Annotated in this window: 16 protein-coding genes; 3 read left to right on the top strand and 13 right to left on the bottom strand. The window is 47.1% G+C overall.

Translation table 11 applies throughout. The annotated features are described in order from the left end of the window. Position 1 precedes the first annotated feature (1 nt). From BMX82_RS04425 to mraZ, 11 genes are read right to left on the bottom strand one after another with little or no spacing between them, the layout of a single operon-like run. Entirely contained in the window at positions 2-760 is a 759-nt protein-coding gene (locus BMX82_RS04425) for a cell division protein FtsQ/DivIB (RefSeq protein ID WP_091766453.1), read from the bottom strand. 12 nt (positions 761-772) lie between these two features. Beyond that, entirely contained in the window at positions 773-2,149 is a 1,377-nt protein-coding gene (gene murC / locus BMX82_RS04420) for a UDP-N-acetylmuramate--L-alanine ligase (RefSeq protein ID WP_091766450.1), read from the bottom strand. Next, a complete protein-coding gene (gene murG / locus BMX82_RS04415) occupies positions 2,146-3,249 on the bottom strand; it encodes an undecaprenyldiphospho-muramoylpentapeptide beta-N-acetylglucosaminyltransferase (protein WP_036910570.1) in 1,104 nt (367 codons plus the stop codon). Before murG ends, murC begins: the two co-directional genes overlap by 4 nt. 34 nt (positions 3,250-3,283) lie before the next feature. Then, entirely contained in the window at positions 3,284-4,543 is a 1,260-nt protein-coding gene (locus BMX82_RS04410; RefSeq protein ID WP_036910568.1) for an FtsW/RodA/SpoVE family cell cycle protein, read from the bottom strand. A gap of 21 nt (positions 4,544-4,564) precedes the next feature. Continuing rightward, entirely contained in the window at positions 4,565-5,896 is a 1,332-nt protein-coding gene (murD, locus tag BMX82_RS04405) for a UDP-N-acetylmuramoyl-L-alanine--D-glutamate ligase (RefSeq protein WP_091766447.1), read from the bottom strand. Between the two features lie 10 nt (positions 5,897-5,906). Then, complete coding sequence (locus BMX82_RS04400) at positions 5,907-7,178, bottom strand: phospho-N-acetylmuramoyl-pentapeptide-transferase (protein ID WP_091766444.1); 1,272 nt, start codon at positions 7,176-7,178, stop codon at positions 5,907-5,909. Positions 7,179-7,190: 12 nt separating this feature from the next. Beyond that, on the bottom strand, positions 7,191-8,642 hold the full coding sequence (locus tag BMX82_RS04395) for a UDP-N-acetylmuramoyl-L-alanyl-D-glutamate--2,6-diaminopimelate ligase (protein ID WP_036910562.1): 1,452 nt from the start codon (positions 8,640-8,642) through the stop codon (positions 7,191-7,193). Positions 8,643-8,666: 24 nt separating this feature from the next. After that, positions 8,667-10,790, bottom strand: a complete 2,124-nt coding sequence (locus BMX82_RS04390) for a penicillin-binding protein (RefSeq protein ID WP_036910560.1) — start codon at positions 10,788-10,790, stop codon at positions 8,667-8,669. Positions 10,791-10,801: 11 nt separating this feature from the next. Beyond that, positions 10,802-11,269 (bottom strand): FtsL-like putative cell division protein, encoded by a 468-nt coding sequence (locus BMX82_RS04385; RefSeq protein WP_231622184.1) that lies wholly within the window; start codon positions 11,267-11,269, stop codon positions 10,802-10,804. Between the two features lie 3 nt (positions 11,270-11,272). After that, a complete protein-coding gene (rsmH, locus tag BMX82_RS04380) occupies positions 11,273-12,193 on the bottom strand; it encodes a 16S rRNA (cytosine(1402)-N(4))-methyltransferase RsmH (RefSeq protein ID WP_091766441.1) in 921 nt (306 codons plus the stop codon). Beyond that, positions 12,190-12,645 (bottom strand): division/cell wall cluster transcriptional repressor MraZ, encoded by a 456-nt coding sequence (gene mraZ / locus BMX82_RS04375; RefSeq protein ID WP_036910556.1) that lies wholly within the window; start codon positions 12,643-12,645, stop codon positions 12,190-12,192. The genes rsmH and mraZ overlap by 4 nt, the downstream gene beginning before the upstream one ends. Positions 12,646-12,860: 215 nt before the next feature. Here mraZ and BMX82_RS04370 point away from each other — a divergent pair, with 215 nt between their 5' ends. The 3 genes from BMX82_RS04370 to BMX82_RS04360 all read left to right on the top strand — a co-directional run bounded on the left by BMX82_RS04370 (position 12,861) and on the right by BMX82_RS04360 (position 15,594). Continuing rightward, a complete protein-coding gene (locus tag BMX82_RS04370; protein ID WP_036910554.1) occupies positions 12,861-13,685 on the top strand; it encodes a glycerol acyltransferase in 825 nt (274 codons plus the stop codon). A gap of 17 nt (positions 13,686-13,702) precedes the next feature. Next, entirely contained in the window at positions 13,703-14,698 is a 996-nt protein-coding gene (locus tag BMX82_RS04365) for a GNAT family N-acetyltransferase (RefSeq protein ID WP_091766439.1), read from the top strand. Positions 14,699-14,790: 92 nt separating this feature from the next. After that, positions 14,791-15,594 carry a hypothetical protein gene (locus tag BMX82_RS04360; protein ID WP_036910550.1) on the top strand — a complete coding sequence of 268 codons (804 nt, stop codon included), beginning with the start codon at positions 14,791-14,793 and terminating at the stop codon, positions 15,592-15,594. On the opposite strand, the gene BMX82_RS04355 is transcribed toward BMX82_RS04360, so the two are convergent. Next, on the bottom strand, positions 15,591-16,292 hold the full coding sequence (locus BMX82_RS04355; RefSeq protein ID WP_091766436.1) for a response regulator transcription factor: 702 nt from the start codon (positions 16,290-16,292) through the stop codon (positions 15,591-15,593). The genes BMX82_RS04360 and BMX82_RS04355 overlap by 4 nt on opposite strands. Continuing rightward, on the bottom strand, positions 16,289-17,584 hold the full coding sequence (locus tag BMX82_RS04350) for a sensor histidine kinase (RefSeq protein WP_091766433.1): 1,296 nt from the start codon (positions 17,582-17,584) through the stop codon (positions 16,289-16,291). The genes BMX82_RS04355 and BMX82_RS04350 overlap by 4 nt, the downstream gene beginning before the upstream one ends. Between the last annotated feature and the right edge of the window lie 74 nt (positions 17,585-17,658).

The raw sequence follows: 17,658 nt of genomic DNA, 5'->3' as shown, positions 1-17,658 counted from the left end.
TTTACGATTTACTACTATTCCTTTTCTTGCAGATAATCTGATTGTTGAATTCTACACTGATATATGAGTACTTGTTCCACCCGGCCTTGTTGAGACCGTATAGATAGAACTTACGCATGCGCTCCAACTTCTTCTCTACCTGATTGGGCAATCCGAGATAGATGATGTGATCGCCAACGCGAGGCACTATCTCCATCGAACCGTTTGGAAGAACATTGATCTGTACAACCTGGTTTTTCCAGAAGTTGTCTTGCAGAACGATTTTCGCAACCTGTGTCAGAATGCCCTGCGCATATTTGCGTGAGATATGTCCTGTAGCAATGATGAGATCGGTGACGTATCGGGTCTCTGGCATCATATTGCCGTGAGAGTCTACGTAATAGTTCTCACCGTTGTCGGCCATCACTCTGACTACCGGCAGCCGCTGCTGGATGCGGATACATACATGACCACTTTGGGTCTTGTGGCATTCTGCCTTCTCGACAAAGGGACTCTTGTGCAGACTTTCTTCTATCTTACGCGGACTAATGGCCTGCATGGGCTGGGAGAGAGGATAAAGGTGGTCTTGCGACAGGATGCGCTTTATCTCGTCTACGTTCAGGAAGCCTTCTACCTCGCTCTCCTCGATGTCGATCTTGACCTCCGAGCAATGCGTCGCCTTTACATCAGGGCGGTTGAACGCGGTGATGGCGAGCAGCAGGTAGGCAGCGATAACGAGGTCGCAAGCTACAAGAGCAGATTTCTTCCAGTTGACGGTCATCAGTCTATTTACTTATTTCTTGCTATTTAATATCTTTACCATCTGGGGCACCTGATTGTCAAGGTCGCCGGCTCCAAGTACGACAAGCACTTCGAACTGGTGGGTCTTGATGTAGTTGAGCACCTCATCCTTCTGAATCATTTTTTTCTTCACGCCAGTCTTCAGGTTGTCATAGATGAGCTTTGACGTAACACCTTCTATGGGCTCTTCGCGAGCGGGATAGATCTCGGTGAGAACAACCTCGTCGAGCTGGCTCAGAGCCTCTGCGAAATCTTTGTAGAAGTCGCGGGTACGGGTATAGAGGTGGGGCTGGAAGATAGCGGTGATATGCTTGTCTTTGTACAGCTCACGGATGCTCTTGGCGCTTTGGTATATTTCTTTGGGATGGTGGGCGTAATCGCTCAGGAAGACAAGCTTGTCGGTCTTGATCTTGAAGTCGAAACGGCGGTCTACGCCGCCATAGGTCTTCATGCCGTATTTCAGCTCCTCGGCTGTGCAGCCGTTGAGTTGCGCCATGGCCATAGCGGCGATGCCATTCTCGATGTTGATGGGGACGGGCTGTCCGAGCTGCACATCTTTCACATTCTCTATGGGAGAGATGAAGTCGAAGACAATCTCACCATTGCCGATGCGGATGTTCTCTGCGTGGAAGTCGCCCTCGTTGAGGCTGTAGTCATAGCGGCGTACACCATCCTGCAGATGCTCCTTCATTTCCAGATTGCGGTGGATAATCAGAGCGCCTTCTGGCTGGATGAGTTCTGTATAGTGACGGAAGCTCTCGAGATAGGCCTCTTTCGTGCCATAAATGTCCAGATGGTCGGGGTCGGTAGAGGTGATGACACTCATCCATGGGCGCAACCAATGGAAAGAACGGTCGAACTCATCTGCCTCGATAACCACGAAGTCGGAGTCGGAAAGGATGTAGTTCGTGCCGTAGTTTTTCGAGATACCACCAAGGAATGCATTACAGTCAAGATGACTCTGGTGCATGATATGGGCGCACATGGTCGATGTGGTGGTCTTGCCATGGGTGCCTGCCACACAGAGACCTTTGTGGGCTTGTGTCAGTGTGCCAAGTACTTGTGCACGTTTCTGTATCTCGAATCCGTTGTTGCGGAAGAATTGCAGTTCTTGATGCTCGGCAGGTATCGCAGGTGTGTAAATAACAAGGCAAGAGGCCTTTTGCTGACAGGCAAAGGGAATCTGTTCTGTGTCTTCTTCGTAATGGATCAGCATGCCTTCCTTCTCAAGCTGACGTGTCAGCTCAGAAGGTGTCTTGTCGTAGCCTGCTACGACTAATCCTTTCTTAAGGAAATAGCGAGCGATGGCGCTCATGCCGATGCCACCTGCTCCTACGAAATATACTGCTTTAATATCTTCTATTTTCATTTTGCTAACTTGATTACTTCTTTTGCGATAATCTCTGCCGAGTCGGGTAATGCGAGTTTCAGAACGTTCTCACTTAATGACTTCAGCCATGCATCGTCGTTGACTGTCTTGACTGCAAGTTCTAATAGTGTGTCAGGTGCATCTACATCTTTTACATAGATGGCAGCGTCGCGGTTGGCCAGAGCCAAGGCGTTCTTGGTCTGGTGGTCTTCTGCCACATTCGGACTTGGAACAAGAATGACGGGCTTGCCAATCAGGCAGAATTCAGAGATACTGCTGGCACCGGCACGGCTGATTACGAGGTCGGCTGCCTGATAGGCCGCACCCATGTCGGTGATGAAATCGGTCACCTTCAGATTCGGAATATCCTGGCCTTTCAGACGCTCGGCAATCTCTGCACTATAGTATTTGCCTGTCTGCCATATAAACTGCACGTCGGATGACTTGACGAGATCAAGATGCTGAAGGACACTCTCATTGATGGTTCTGGCACCCAGACTGCCGCCTACGAGCAGAATTGTTTTCTTGGTTGGGTCGAGGCCGAAACTCTTAACGGCTTCCTCTTTCGATATGGTGGTGTCGAGTAATGCCTGACGAACAGGGTTTCCTGTCAGAATAATCTTGTCGGCAGGGAAGAAACGCTCCATGCCCTCGTATGCCACGCATATCTTCTCGGCCTTCTTGGCGAGTAACTTATTGGTGACTCCGGCATAGGAGTTCTGCTCTTGGATGAGGCAGGGGATGCCCATGGCTGCGGCTTTGTTCAGAGTAGGACCGCTGGCATAGCCGCCAACACCCACAGCAACCTGTGGACGGAAATCCTTGATAATCTTCTTGGCCATCTGCTGACTCTTCCAGATCTTATAGAGCACCTTGAAGTTCTTAAGAAGGTTCTTGCGGTCGAAACCACAAATAGGCAAGCCCTTAATCTCATAGCCTGCTGCTGGAACACGCTGCATCTCCATGCGTCCCAAGGCTCCTACAAACAGAATCTTGGCGTCTGGGCGCAAGGCTTTGATGGCGTTTGCAATTGAGACGGCAGGGAATATGTGACCACCTGTTCCGCCTCCGCTAATGATGACTCTCAGTTCTTCGCTCATACCTTATTTATTATATTGGGTGCAAAATTACAAATTATATTTCTTTTACGGCTATTTTTGGCTCCCTTTTTTTCGCAGAACGACTAACACTGAGAATAGCACCGATATAGGCGCAGTTGATAATGGTCGAAGTTCCGCCTTTACTGATCAATGGCAGGGGCTGGCCTGTAACAGGAGCGATGCCGACGGCTACCAGCATATTGAAGACAGCCTGAACCACGAGTAGCAAAGCTAGTCCCATGGCGAGGAAGGCAGGGAAATTGTTCTCGCACCGGCTGGCAATGCGAGCCGTTCTGTATAGCAGTACGATATAGAGGAACACCACGAAGGTAGCGCCGATAATGCCTAATTCCTCAATCACGATGGCAAAGATAAAGTCGGAGAATGCCTGCGAGAGGAAGTCGCGCTCTACGGATTGTCCCGGACCCTTACCGATGATATTGCTTGATACAATGGCGATATTGGCGTGAGCCACCTGTGCATCTTTGTCAAGGTCGTACTCTTCTGGAGAAATGTCTTTCTTGTCGAGATGCTTGATAATACGGTTACGCCAAGTGACAAAGCGGTGAAAGACACCACCACCCTTGATGACCTTTGTGTCGGTGGTCTGACCATTTACCGTCTCTACCGTCTGGCTGGTACTCTCTTGTGAGGCTCCAATGCTTCCAAGCGTCAATACCAGCGCAAGGAAGATGCCAATGAGGACAGTTGCTACTCCAACAAGCTTGCCCATCTGTACCATAGGCACGCGGCCGATGAACATCATGAGGAAGATGACGGCAAAGAGCAAGGCGGCAGTAGACAGGTTCTCAATACCAATGAGAGCGGCTGTGGGCACGACAATCCACAGGATATACTTGAATGCTTTCTTGTCGGCTCCTTCTTCTCTTTGCATAGCACTGAGAATCTGGGCCGTGATAAGTACCATCGTGCCCTTGGCTATCTCTGATGGCTGGAAGGTGATGCCGCCAGGGAGTGAGATGACGCGGTTGGCACCGTTGATGGATTCGCCGCCGACAAGCACCCATAGCAGGGTAAAGCCTGAGATGATAAGTAAGAAAGGTGTCATCAGCTTGAAATAACGGCATGGTATATTAAGGGTGACTACTGCCACGATGGCACCGATGATGATGGTGACGGTGTGGAAAGCAATCGGCCCGATGTAGTTCTGGCTCTTATATGTCAGGTTGCTCGAAGCTGAGAATACTTCGACGATACTGATCATACAGAGGAAGAAAAATACCATCCAGATGACCTTATCTCCTTTGAAGATGTTGCCAATCTTTTTATTCATCTCTATACCATAAACAGTAAACTATAAACTTCTTGCCAGTTCCTTGAACTGTTCGCCACGATCCTCCATGTTCTTGAAGAGGTCGAAGGATGCGCAGCAGGGGCTGAGCAGTACGGTCTCTCCAGGCTGTGCCATCTCGTAGCATGCTTCGATACATTCCTTCATGGAGTGGGTGTCGCGTACGGGTATGCCCATTCCGTCGAAGTTGTCGTGTAGCTTCTGATTGTCGGCGCCAAGATAAACGAGGCCAGAGCATTTCTCCTTGATTAACGGTTTGATGGGGCTGTAGTCGTTGCCCTTGTCTTTTCCGCCAATGATGAGGATGACCTTTGTCTTCATGGCTTCGAGCGCATACCAGCAGGCATCGACATTCGTTGCCTTGGAGTCGTTGATGTATTGGACGCCACGAACCATACATACCTTTTCCAGACGATGCTCTACGCCGGGGAAGTCGCTCAGAGACTTGCGGATCTCCTCTTTCTTGATACCTGCGATATCAGCTGCGATACCTGCGGCCAGCGAGTTGTATATGTTGTGCTTACCCGTGAGGCTGAGGCTCTCCTGTTCCATATTAAATGGCTCGGGCTCCTCAATCTTATACTGTCCTTCTTCAATGTAGCCAATCACGCCTTTCTCCTTCAACTCTGAGAAAGGATACTGGATGGCTTTGATGTCGTACTTCTCCAGTTCACGTTTGATGATGGGGTCGTCGGCCCAATAGATGAAAGCATCTTTCGGGGTCTGGTTCTGGATAATGCGCATCTTGGCATCAACATAGTTCTGCATCTCGAAGTTGTAGCGGTCGAGATGGTCGGGCGTGATATTCAGCAGGATGGCGATATCGGCACGGAAATCGTACATGTTGTCCAGTTGGAAAGAACTCAGTTCAATCACATAGTATTCGTGAGGATCCTCAGCCACCTGCAGGGCGAGTGAATTACCGATGTTGCCAGCCAATCCGACATCATAACCCGCATCTTTGAAGATGTGATAGATGAGCGATGTGGTGGTGGTCTTACCATTAGAGCCAGTGATGCAAATCATCTTCGAGTTGGTGTATCGGCCAGCGAACTCAATCTCACTGATGATATGAATACCTTTACCGATGATTTTCTGAATCATGGGAGCGGTATCGGGGATGCCTGGACTCTTGATAATCTCGTCGGCATTGAGAATCTTTTCCTCTGTGTGCTGTCCTTCTTCCCATTCAATCTGGTGGTCGTTCAGCAGTTTCTTATATTTGTCGGCAATCTTCGACATGTCTGATACGAACACGTCGAAACCTTCTTTCTTGGCGAGGACAGCTGCGCCGGCACCGCTTTCTCCTGCTCCTAAGATAACTATTCTTTTCATTTTCTTTTTTTTATCTCATCTTTAATGTTATGATGGCCAATGCCGCTAAGATAATGGATGTAATCCAGAAGCGGATGGTGATCTTTGATTCATGGAATGGGCGATTGGGCCAGCTCTTAAAGATATAGGTGCTGGTCGCATCTAACTGGGAATCCAACTTGCGGAAGTTGTCGTGGATCGGGGTGGCGCGGAATACGCGTACACGCTTGCCTTTCCGCTTCTGGATCTTAAACCACTGGGTCTGTATGATGACACTCAGACTTTCTACGAAGAAGATTCCGCAGAGGATTGGAAGCAGAAGCTCTTTGTGGATAATGACGGCACATACACCGATGATACCACCGATGGTCAGCGATCCTGTATCGCCCATGAACACCTGAGCAGGATATGCATTATACCACAGGAAACCAATCATGGCTCCAATAAATGCGCAAAGGAAGACTACTAACTCCTCAGAGTGAGGGATGTACATGATGTCGAAATAGGAGGCATAGCCTATGTGTGATGAAACATAAGCCAATATGCCTAGTGCCACACCGACTATGGCAGAGTTTCCTGCACACATGCCGTCCATGCCGTCGTTCAGGTTGGCACCGTTGGATACGCCTGTTACGGCTATGATGGTGATAAACACGAAGATAACCCAACCTGCCGCTACCTTGTTCTTTCCGAAGAATGACATGATCTCTGAATAATTCAGATTGTGATTCTTGATGAAAGGAATGGTGGTCTGTAGTGACTTAACAGCTTCAGGTTTATGCTTTACCACTAATTCCTGATTATGCTGTTTCACGTTGACATTCTCTCTGACAACGACATCGGGGCTCAACCAGAGGGTCAAACCTACGATGAAACCAATACTGACTTGTCCTACAATCTTGTATTTGCCTTTCAGACCGTCTTTGTTGCGTCTGAAAATCTTGATATAGTCATCAAGGAATCCTAGGAATCCCAACCAGATGGTGGTGATGATCATCAGGATGATGTAAGTGTTACGTATACGACAAAGCAGAAGAACAGGTACGAGTATGCTGACGATAATGATGATGCCGCCCATGGTCGGCACTCCTTTCTTCTCGACTCCAAACGGGTCGATCTTCGGATCGCGCTCGGTTTCATAGATTTTCCTACGTTTCATCCACTTGATGAACTTCTCGCCAAACCAGGCCGAGATCATCAATGAGAGAATCAGCGTCAGAATGGAGCGGAAAGAGATGTAGGCCCACATGTGAGAGCCTGGGATGTCATATTGGTCGAGGAATCTGAACAAATAGTATAACATAAGCCAAAAAAATTAAGCGTTAAAGATGTCGCGAACTACTTCCTTATCATCAAAGTGATGTTTCACACCCTGAATCTCCTGATAGTCCTCATGTCCCTTGCCGGCAATGAGGATGACGTCTCCCTTCTCTGCCATCATACATGCTGTGCGAATGGCTTCTCGGCGGTCGACAATGCTAACAACTTTCTTCATCTGTTTAGCATCGAGACCTGCCAGCATATCATTGATAATGTCTTGTGGCTCTTCAAAACGGGGGTTGTCGCTGGTAATAATCACCTTATCGCTTTGTTTTACTGCTTCTTGCGCCATCAGCGGGCGTTTCCCCTTGTCACGATTGCCGCCGGCACCGCATACGGTAATCACCTTCCCTTTACCATCGAGCACTTCGTGGATGGCATTCAGTACATTCTCAAGTGCGTCGGGCGTGTGGGCATAGTCAACGATGGCTGTGTATCCCTCGGGTGAATGGATAGGCTCCAATCGTCCGTTCACACTCTTCAGTGTGCTCAGAATGACGAGGATGTCATCGGGCTTCTTGCCCAGCATAACTGCAGCGCCATATACTGCAAGCAGATTGCTGACATTGAATTTGCCAATAAATTGTACACCTACTTCCTTGCCATTAATGTCGAGATACATGCCTTCAAAGTGACATTCGATGATCTTCGCCTTGAAGTCGGCCATCGAACGGGTAGAGTAGGTCTTGATTTGTGCCTTACAGTTCTGAACCATAACAGAGCCGTTCTTATCGTCGGCGTTGGTAATAGCGAAAGCATCCTTGTCGAGTCCGTCGAAGAAGGCTTTCTTCGCATCGCGATAGTTTTCGAACGTCTTATGATAGTCCAGATGATCACGAGTCAGATTGGTAAAGAGTCCACCGGTAAATCTGAGTCCGCCGATGCGCTTCTGGGCAATAGCATGACTGCTACACTCCATAAAAGCATACTCACAACCTGCCTCTACCATCTTAGCGAGCAGGCGGTTCAGTTCTATTGGGTCTGGTGTGGTATGGTCTGCGGGAATTGCCTCACCTTCAATGTAATTGCAGACGGTAGAGAGCAGACCGCATTTGTGTCCAAACTTACGGAACATATTATATAGTAAGGTCGCAATGGTTGTCTTACCATTTGTGCCAGTTACACCCACCAGTTTCAGTTTCCGTGAAGGATCACCAAAGAACTGGGTAGCCACCTCACCGACGCAGCCTTCAGTTGATGTTACTGCTATATAGGTGATGCCGGGCTTTCTCTCTTCCGGGAAATATTCGCAGAGCACGGCTGTAGCGCCTTGTTCGATAGCTTTTGGAATGAACTTGTGACCGTCGGTCTGTGTGCCAGGAATGGCAACAAACAGATGACCGGCTTCAATGCGACGTGAATCAATATTCACACCAGTAATCTCTACATCCATATTACCAAGGATCTCGACTACTTCTACATGTTTAAGCAGCTCGTTCAGTTTCATCTCTCTCTATACATTATTTGATTATTATTCTAATATTAATTCGCACACCATGCCCTGTCTGACGGCTGTCCCTGCAAAGATGCTTTGTGACTTCACCCTGCCTCTGCCTCTCAGTTTTGTCTTGACGCCTCTGCTTTCCATTTGGTAAACAGCATCGCGGGCTCCCATGCCTATAACATTGGGTACAATGTTCCTGGCAGTTCTCTTTTCGTTGATATTATTGCCTGCCTTCACGCCAAGTTGTCTCAGTACGCGATTTGACGCTACGACATCACCTTCCTTTACTATTGGGGTCAGAACGGAATATTCATCGTGAGCGTCTTCTACGCTTCGCTTCAGATTCTGGGCCATGACACCTTCGGAAATATGGTGGAATACCACACCGCTCATACCACCGCCTGATGCGGGAAGACCAGACTTCTTCAGGCATACAATACAACTGTAGCGTGGATTGTCTGCAGGGAAGTAACCCGCAAACGAAAGCCAGTAGCGGGTAACACCAGAGTGGTAGCCTCCGTATTGGTCAGCCACCTGAGCTGTACCGGTCTTTCCTGCCACCTTAAACGATTTTGAGCCGGCTTTCTTTCCTAATCCTTGACTAACCACATGTTCCAGAATGGTCTGCATGGTTTTGATGGCCTGGGGTTTTGCAATACGCTCTTTCAGAACAACGGGCTCAAATTCCTTAATGACTTCGCCATTCTTTACAATCTGCTTAACAAAGCGGGGTTGCATCATCTTGCCATTGTTGGCTATTGCGTTGTAGAAAGCAACCGTGTTGATGGGGGCAATCTGTGTCTCGTAGCCGATGCTCATCCAAGGTAGAGTCGTTTTACTCCAGTATTTGGCGCGATCAGTGGTCTTAGTGTCGGGCATACGAATCATCGGGGTGCGATAGCCCACCAGAGGAATCTTCAGATCTTCGTGGATGCCTACACGATAAAGACCTTCTACATATTTTCTGGGGTTACTGCCATAGAACTTGTCGATGACATAGCTCACGCCGATGTTCGAGCTGACTTCGAGCGTTCTGGCAACGTTTATATCCTGATAACCGCCACGACGCCAGTTGTGATCTTTCATCAGTCTGCCGTGCATCTCCATGACACCGCTACCGGTATGGATTACGAAGTTCGTATCGTTGGGAATGATACCATCGTCGAGGGCTACCAGGAACGATGCGACCTTGAATACAGAGCCTGGCTCACAACGATAGCTGATAGCGTTGTTCACAGTTTCGTAATATCGTCCATCTGAACCACGCGACATATTAACAATAGCTTTTACATCGCCTGTCTCCACTTCCATCAGAATGGCAACGCCCATTTCTCCGTTAATCTCCTTCAGTTCCTCAACAACAGCGCGCTCTGCCAAGTCTTGCATACCTACGTCGATGGTTGTTACAATGTCAGCACCATCAATAGGAGAGAGAACGGGAATATCCAGGTACTTGCTAAGAATCTTACGGCGGTGCATCAAGCCGTCTTTGCCTCGGAGGATAGAGTCGAACGATAGTTCCAAACCGTATTTGGCACTATCCTTGGCTCCGAACATAGCACCGATGGTACGTTCGCCCAATGAACCGAACGGTTTGCGGCGGGCATTATATTCTTCCCAATGAAAACCGCCTTTATATACAGGCTCCTTGAAAATCGGCAATTGGCGAATCTCGCAGAAGGTATTATAGTCGATGCGCCGTGGCCAGATGGCCCAATGGCGGGCGCCCACGGTGCCGTTCTTCTGTACCTTCTTTTTTCCTTCAAGCAGGTGTGTTTTAAACTCATTGACGCTTTTTGATGGAAAGATCTGGTTTAAGCCCAGACAGATGCTGTCTATCTTCTCTTCCCAGACAGAGTCGCGCTTGTGGCTGCCGACAGAGTCATCGGCTCCAGCCTGAAAGTCCATGTATACCTTATATTCTGGAATACTGCTGGCCATCAGCTGGCCGTCGCAACTGAGAATGTTGCCACGGCTTGGCTTTACGGTAACGCTGTCGCGTTTCAGACGGGATGCCACTTCAGTCCAATATTGCTTCTTGGCGGTCATGATATACATGGCCTTACCTACAATGGCAAAACCAATCAATGTCATGACTACTGCAATGGCAAAGTAGCGGGGCATTACTTTTTCGCTTTTGAACTTACTCATTCCGCCTCTCTTTATTCTGGTACATTAATTATATAAGGTGGCTGGTCTGCAATGTGCAGCAAACTGTCTTTGTTATGCTTCAAAGCTTCCAGTACATGGCTCTCACGGCATTTCTCAGTAAGGGTGCTTGAACTCGAAAGGGCCTTGTATTTCGCATCGAGGACTTCTTTCTCCAGCTTGTCTATGGCAATCATGTCCTGCTGACACTGGTATCTGAATGCTACATAGAGGATGGTAAAGACAACCATCAGTACGAAGAGCCAGATTTGTCGGCGAACCATGTCGGCTGTCAGGAAGTCACCACCGAGAATCGTCCTCAATGTCAAGGAAGAGGTTAGTTTGGGATCTTCTTCCTTCGCCTTCTCCTTAATCATCTGGATGGTCTTCTTGGCCTGTTCCTTCATGTCGGCTGCTTCTTCCAGTATGCTGACGCTCTCCTCATCCTGCACTTCTGGCTTCATGCTCTTGTCTTCTGCCATATTTTAATCTAAAACTCTTTCTGCGATCCTTAATTTTGCACTTCGGCTTCGTGGGTTCTGCTGTTGTTCCTCATCTGTGGGTACGATAACTTTATTGTTAATCGACTTAAAAGGTGCTTCTGTACGTCCGAAGAAGTCTTGTTTTACCTTACCCTCTGCATTGCCTGCTTTCATGAAGTTCTTCACAATGCGGTCTTCTAGTGAGTGGTAGGTGATGACCGACAGCCTGCCACCTTCGCCAAGGACATCTCTTGCGCCATTGAGCATCTCTTTCAAAGCACTCATCTCGTGGTTTACCTCTATACGCAGGGCCTGAAACATCTTGGCCATTTCTTTCTTCTCACGCTCCCGTTGAAATAGCTTCTCTGTGGCTGCCATCAGGTCGCTGGTGGTCTCTATATGTTTCTCGTTACGGGCCTTGACGATGGCTGAGGCTATTCTTCGAGCATTCTTCAGTTCACCATAGATGTAAAGAATGTCCGAAAGTTGTTCCTCGTCGTAACTGTTCAGGATTTCTGCTGCCGTCATTCCTGCCCGTTTGTTCATCCGCATATCTAGTGGAGAATCGAAACGGAAAGAGAAACCGCGTGTCTCGTCATCGAAATGGTGACTGGAAACACCAAGGTCGGCCAGAAGTCCGTCGATCTTTTCAACGCCATAATAGCGCATCCAGTTGCGGAGATATCTGAAATTGCTTCTTACGAATGTGAAACGCTCGTCATTAACGATGTTGCACTCTGCGTCTTCGTCTTGGTCAAAACTGTATAGATGACCTTTCTTGCCAAGTCTGCGCAGAATCTCCTTACTGTGTCCGCCACCGCCAAAAGTAACGTCTACATAAACACCATCGGGCTTGATGTCAAGCCCGTCGATGCTTTCCTGTAGAAGTACTGGAACGTGATATGTATCGGCAGTAGTCATCATTGGTTCTCGTTGGTATTCATGATATTCTCAAATTCCATACCGAAGTCGTCATCGGTCTTGAGGGTCTGTTCCAGGTTTCTCGGCGACCATATCTCGATGGTGTCGTCCATGCCGATAAACTGGATGTCTTGTTCTATTTCTGCAATCTTCTGCAGACGCTTTGAAATCAGGAAGCGGCCATTGCCGTCAAGTGTTACGACTTCTGCCTCTGATACAAACTGTCTGAACATCTGCTGATGTGACTGTTTCCAGGGGCGAAGCTGCTGCTTCAGCAGATCAAGACGCTGATTCCATACGCTTTCAGGGTATAGCACCAAACACTTTTGGAAAACATCCTTTCTCAGTACCAGACATTCCTCGCCTGATGCTTGTAGCACCTTGCGGAAAACGGCTGGCAGAAAGGCTCTTCCCTTTGTATCGGCCTTTGCTTCTATATTACCTAAAAAACGCATACGTACATAATTAATAGAAATCGGTTACAAAGATATGAATTTTTCCCCACTTTGCACCACATTTCCCCACTTTTTTTTATTTTTAACTTTATTTTATTGATTTAACCCCCTTTTGTGTACTAAATACATTTAAAAAGAAACTTTTTCTTCTTTTTTTTGCTCATTATTGAAAGAAATGTGCTATTTTTGCACCACGTTAGTGTTTTGAAGAGAGAATGACAACTGTAACAGAGAAAACCATTGATATCGATCAGATATTGAAAGGCAAGATGGGCACAAGGGCAAAGTTTGTACCACGCCCCTTGATTAGCTGGCTCAAGCGCATCGCTCATCAGGATGAAGTCAACGCTTTCCTGTGGGAGAGTCGCGACAAATCGGGGGTGGAATGGCTCGAGGAGTGTGTCAGATATCTCGACATGACATTGGAGATTGAGGGTAAGGAGAATCTTCCGGATCCTCAGGACGGCAAACTTTACACCTTTGTCAGCAATCATCCCCTTGGTGGAGAGGATGGGGTGGCTCTTGGGGCTGTTATCGGTAGGCATTATAACGGACGATTCCGCTATCTTGTCAACGACTTACTGATGAATTTGCCAGGTTTGGCTCCCGTCTGTATCCCTATCAATAAGACAGGCGGCCAAAGTCGCAACTTCCCTGCTATGGTGAAGGCGGGATTTGAGAGTGACAATCATATGCTGATGTTCCCTGCGGGCTTATGTTCTCGCCGTCGTAATGGGGTTATTGAGGATATACCCTGGACCAAAACTTTTATTTCTAAGAGTGTAGAGTACCAACGTGATGTTGTGCCGATTCATTTCGGAGGGCAGAATTCTAATTTCTTTTATCGTCTGGCTAATTTCAGTGATAGGTATCTGCCATTCAATCTCGCAATGCTCTATTTGGTCGATGAAATGTATAAAAACGTGCATAAAACCTTTCAAATCAAGATAGGAAAGCCTGTACCCTGGCAAACTTTTGACAAAAGCAAATCGCCGATGGAATGGGCACAATTTGTTAGAGAAAACTGTTATAAACTTTAAAGCTATAAATAAATAAAATGGAACAGGAGATTATCCAGCCAATAGACAAAGAACTTCTTAAGAGTGAGCTGACACCTGAGCGCCAACTTCGTATGACGAACAAGAGTCATAACGAGATTTATGTGATAACTGCTCACAACGCACCTAATGTAATGAAGGAGATCGGGCGACTTCGTGAGATCGCTTTCCGTGAAGCTGGTGGAGGTACGGGCAAGTCAATGGATATCGATGAGTTCGATACCTGTGACAATTGTTATAAGCAGCTTATCGTATGGAATCCTGAGGCAGAAGAAATCATTGGTGGTTATCGTTATCTGTTGGGTACCGACTGGGAGTATGACGAAAAAGGTCAGCCCATCCTGGCTACCAGCCATATGTTCCATTTCTCTGATCGCTTTATTAAGGACTATGCGCCTTTGACTATCGAACTGGGACGTTCGTTTGTTGCTCTCCCTTATCAGAGTTCCCGCATGGGTGCCAAAAGTCTCTTTGCGCTCGACAATCTTTGGGATGGACTTGGCGCTCTGACAGTTATCAAGCCCAACGTGAAGTATTTCTTTGGTAAGATGACCATGTATCCTTCTTATATCCGCAAAGGTCGTGATATGATTCTTTATTTTCTGAAAAAGCATTTCGACGATAAGGACAAGTTGATTATCCCGATGAAACCGCTTGAATTGGAGACGGACCCGAAGGAGTTGGAGGCACTCTTCAGCGGCCATACATTCAAGGAAGACTATAAGATATTGAATGGGCAGGTTCGTAAATTGGGCTATAATATTCCGCCGCTGGTTAATGCTTATATGAGTCTCTCGCCTACTATGAAACTTTTTGGTACAGCAATCAACTATGGTTTTGGCGATGTTGAAGAGACAGGTATTCTCATTGCTATTGAGGAGATCTTTGAAGAAAAACGTGTGCGCCATATCGATTCTTTCATTAAGGAACATCCTGAAGCCTTGAAAATTACGAGCGGCGCCAACAACTTGATTTATAAGGAGAACGTGGTTTGAACCTTAAAGATTTAACCTAAAGATAACATTGCGATAGGGGAGTATCTCAGAAAATCGTCGTATCTTTGCACCCGATAAAGTGTAAAAAAACGATGAAGAAGGCATTGATGTATTTACTTCTGGCACTTGGAATTACTCTTGGAGTGCTGTTTGTTGGTGGAGCCGTTGTCGGCTTTGTCACGGGATTCATCGATGGATTCAATGAAAACGAATCGGGCACAACAACAACCATGAGTATCATGACAGTTGGAGGATGCTGTATGATCTTTACACTTTGTATTCTCCTTCATTGGGTGTTTCTTCATTTTGGTTTTGCGTCTTATTCAGAGGGACGTATTCCCAGAAACGTGCGTTGGAAGGTGATTATTGCGCTGATTATAGCTATGGCAGGTATGGCTTTGCTCAATTGTATTGTGTATAATCCGATAGCAGAGCCTGACGGTACGATTATTACAGAGTCGGATTCCACCGTGCGTGAAACATACAGGTGGATGAGAATTCATCCGATCTTCTCCATTTTGGTGCTGTCGGCTATTGAGGCTACTTGTAATCTGGTTATCTATGGGGCTGTGCTTCGTGAGATATTGGAATGGAAGCATCGTCCTGCCATCGTGATAACTGTTTATGGTGTTGTTATGTCTTTGTTGTCACTTCTTTACAACAGTCCGTTACTAATAGTGCCAACTATGATGATGGTGATGTTTGAGGGATGGGTCTACGAGTATTCCCGTAGCGTGATACCTGTCATCATTGGTGACGTGGTGTTTTATATCGTTATGCTTTGCCTGATAGGCACCGTTTTCGAGGGCTGGTGGTTCTTCATGGTTGCCATCTTGGTTCTGCCTGCTGTCTTTTATACCTTGAAAGCAATGGAGCCTTACAAGCCCATTGATTAACCCTCGACCAGCAATTGTAGTCCGATGCCTCGAATCGTTTTCAGGTTGATTTTAGGCTCGTCAGCTAACAGCTTTCTCAATTTGTTAATGAAAACATCAAGCGAACGTGAGGCAAAGTAGTCATCCTCTGTGTTCCAGAACCGACTGAGTATGGCCTCGCGCCTCACCACATTGTTCTTATTGTCTGCCAGCAGCTGTAGAATCTGGGCCTCACGCACCGTTATAGTCTGAGTTTCTCCTGTTTCGTCGTTTCTCAACGTTGCATGATCGGCGTCAAGCGTGTATTTGCCCAGTTTGTAGTGGCTGGTCTCGTTCTGTGTCTTGAGTCCACCGCGCATTTTCATCAGAGCTTGAATATGGGCATCTAACTCCTCGGGTACAAAAGGCTTTTTCACATAGTTGTTGATGCCAAGACGGTAACCGGCTTTCACATCGTTGGGTGAGGTAAGGGCAGAGGTGAAGATGATAATCACATTGCCATCCGTCTCGCGGATACGCTCCACCATCTCAAAACCATTCATTACGGGCATGTCGATATCTGATATAATCACATCGGGATGCGTCTCTTCCCAGGCTTTTACGCCTTCCTTTCCATTGGCAGCAGTCGTTACCTCATAGCCGCCTATGATATCTTCCAAACCGGTCTTCTCAATGTAAGCCAGCGATTCGTCGTCTTCTACTAACAATAGTTTTATCATACGTTCTTGGGTATATAAAGAGTAAATTCGGAATAATTATCTTTCTCACTTGACACTGTAACTTTGCCGCCATGGGCTTTCATCACTTGATCTACGTAGTTCAGTCCAAGACCGAAACCGCTTACACCGCCTTTGCGATTCTTCTCGTGTATAGCCGCCCGTTCGAACTTGTCGAATATCACCTGCTGCTCCTCTTTCGAGATGCCGATTCCATTGTCACGAACCTTAAGTAATACATATTTGTCGGTATCTATGGTTGATATCTTGATTTCGATATTGTCTTTTGAGTATTTGATAGCGTTGTCTAACAGATTCGAAATGGCCTCTGTAATATACTGTTCGTCGGCCAGAATGTTCTTTGTCTTTAAGTCGGTAGTAACCTTTAAAGGTTTTGTGGTCTTAGGTTTGGTTTTCTCTATAAGATCATCAATAATGGGCTCAAGATTGATGTCCCACTTGTTGAGTATCAGTTTCTTGTTTTCCAGTTTCGAGATGGTAAGCAGTTTGTTGACAAGTGTCAGCAGGTGTTCTGCCTCATCCTCGATAATACTATAATATTTCTCTTTAATCTGAGGCTTGTCGTCAACCTTGCCGCTATGCAGGAAGTGGGCTCCCATGATAATCGACGATAGTGGCGACTTCATGTCGTGCACCATGGCATACGAGAAGTCGTTTCTCAGTTCTGCAATCTGTTCCTGTTCCGTAATGAAGCGCAATAGTTGAAAGATGATGATGGCGAAGAACCCCAGGATAATGGCGCTGATGAGGAATAGCGGGCTCAGTTTTTGGGCTAATTCCGGATAGGGATTGTTCAGCGCCAATCGTATAGCCTTTGACTGATTGCGACGTATACTGACAGGTTTTGTCAGCAGAGACCACGATGTACTTCGGTTATTGTTCTGACGAATCACCTTCTTGGTGGCATCTATTTCTTGGATTGTTACATCGCGGTTAATGTGGGCTATGCTCAGCAATGAGTCGACAAACAGAGCCACTGTGTCAAGCGATATCTCTGACTGATATTTGCAACTTAACGCGTCGTTCATACCTTCGACCGATGAGGCCAGACTCAGATTTCCTCGTGCCTGGGGCAGACTGAGAGTGTCGCCAGTGGTTACAAATTCCGCGCGTTGGTAACTTTCATAGAACATGGCCCATGTCAACTGGTTACTGGCCCTTTCCGAGATGTCTTTCGACACAGAGCGGTAGGTCATCCACATATAGAGGGCCAGTAGCAACAATACTGCCGCCGCACTAATGATTGAAACGTTTCTATACCTGTTTCTATGCATAATGGTCTTCTCGCGTCAGCCCGTCGATGGCCTGCTTTGCTTCTCTTTAATACAAGGGGCAAAGGTATAGGTTT

This window comes from Prevotella sp. khp7, assembly GCF_900109055.1.
In the GTDB taxonomy this organism is placed as follows: Bacteria; Bacteroidota; Bacteroidia; order Bacteroidales; family Bacteroidaceae; genus Prevotella.
Note: the sequence above shows the minus strand (reverse complement) of the source record. Positions and strands in the feature narration are given on the sequence as shown.

Bases quoted from the DNA above. Each gene is read 5' to 3' on its own strand.
- BMX82_RS04370 (WP_036910554.1), top strand. From the start codon at position 12,861: ATGACAACTGTAACAGAGAAAACCATTGATATCGATCAGATATTGAAA.
- BMX82_RS04400 (WP_091766444.1), bottom strand. From the start codon at position 7,178: ATGTTATACTATTTGTTCAGATTCCTCGACCAATATGACATCCCAGGC.
- murG (WP_036910570.1), bottom strand. From the start codon at position 3,249: ATGAGCGAAGAACTGAGAGTCATCATTAGCGGAGGCGGAACAGGTGGT.
- BMX82_RS04425 (WP_091766453.1), bottom strand. From the start codon at position 760: ATGACCGTCAACTGGAAGAAATCTGCTCTTGTAGCTTGCGACCTCGTT.
- BMX82_RS04355 (WP_091766436.1), bottom strand. From the start codon at position 16,292: ATGATAAAACTATTGTTAGTAGAAGACGACGAATCGCTGGCTTACATT.
- mraZ (WP_036910556.1), bottom strand. From the start codon at position 12,645: ATGCGTTTTTTAGGTAATATAGAAGCAAAGGCCGATACAAAGGGAAGA.
- BMX82_RS04385 (WP_231622184.1), bottom strand. From the start codon at position 11,269: ATGGCAGAAGACAAGAGCATGAAGCCAGAAGTGCAGGATGAGGAGAGC.
- BMX82_RS04410 (WP_036910568.1), bottom strand. From the start codon at position 4,543: ATGAATAAAAAGATTGGCAACATCTTCAAAGGAGATAAGGTCATCTGG.
- BMX82_RS04365 (WP_091766439.1), top strand. From the start codon at position 13,703: ATGGAACAGGAGATTATCCAGCCAATAGACAAAGAACTTCTTAAGAGT.
- BMX82_RS04395 (WP_036910562.1), bottom strand. From the start codon at position 8,642: ATGAAACTGAACGAGCTGCTTAAACATGTAGAAGTAGTCGAGATCCTT.
- rsmH (WP_091766441.1), bottom strand. From the start codon at position 12,193: ATGATGACTACTGCCGATACATATCACGTTCCAGTACTTCTACAGGAA.
- murC (WP_091766450.1), bottom strand. From the start codon at position 2,149: ATGAAAATAGAAGATATTAAAGCAGTATATTTCGTAGGAGCAGGTGGC.
- BMX82_RS04390 (WP_036910560.1), bottom strand. From the start codon at position 10,790: ATGAGTAAGTTCAAAAGCGAAAAAGTAATGCCCCGCTACTTTGCCATT.
- murD (WP_091766447.1), bottom strand. From the start codon at position 5,896: ATGAAAAGAATAGTTATCTTAGGAGCAGGAGAAAGCGGTGCCGGCGCA.
- BMX82_RS04350 (WP_091766433.1), bottom strand. From the start codon at position 17,584: ATGCATAGAAACAGGTATAGAAACGTTTCAATCATTAGTGCGGCGGCA.
- BMX82_RS04360 (WP_036910550.1), top strand. From the start codon at position 14,791: ATGAAGAAGGCATTGATGTATTTACTTCTGGCACTTGGAATTACTCTT.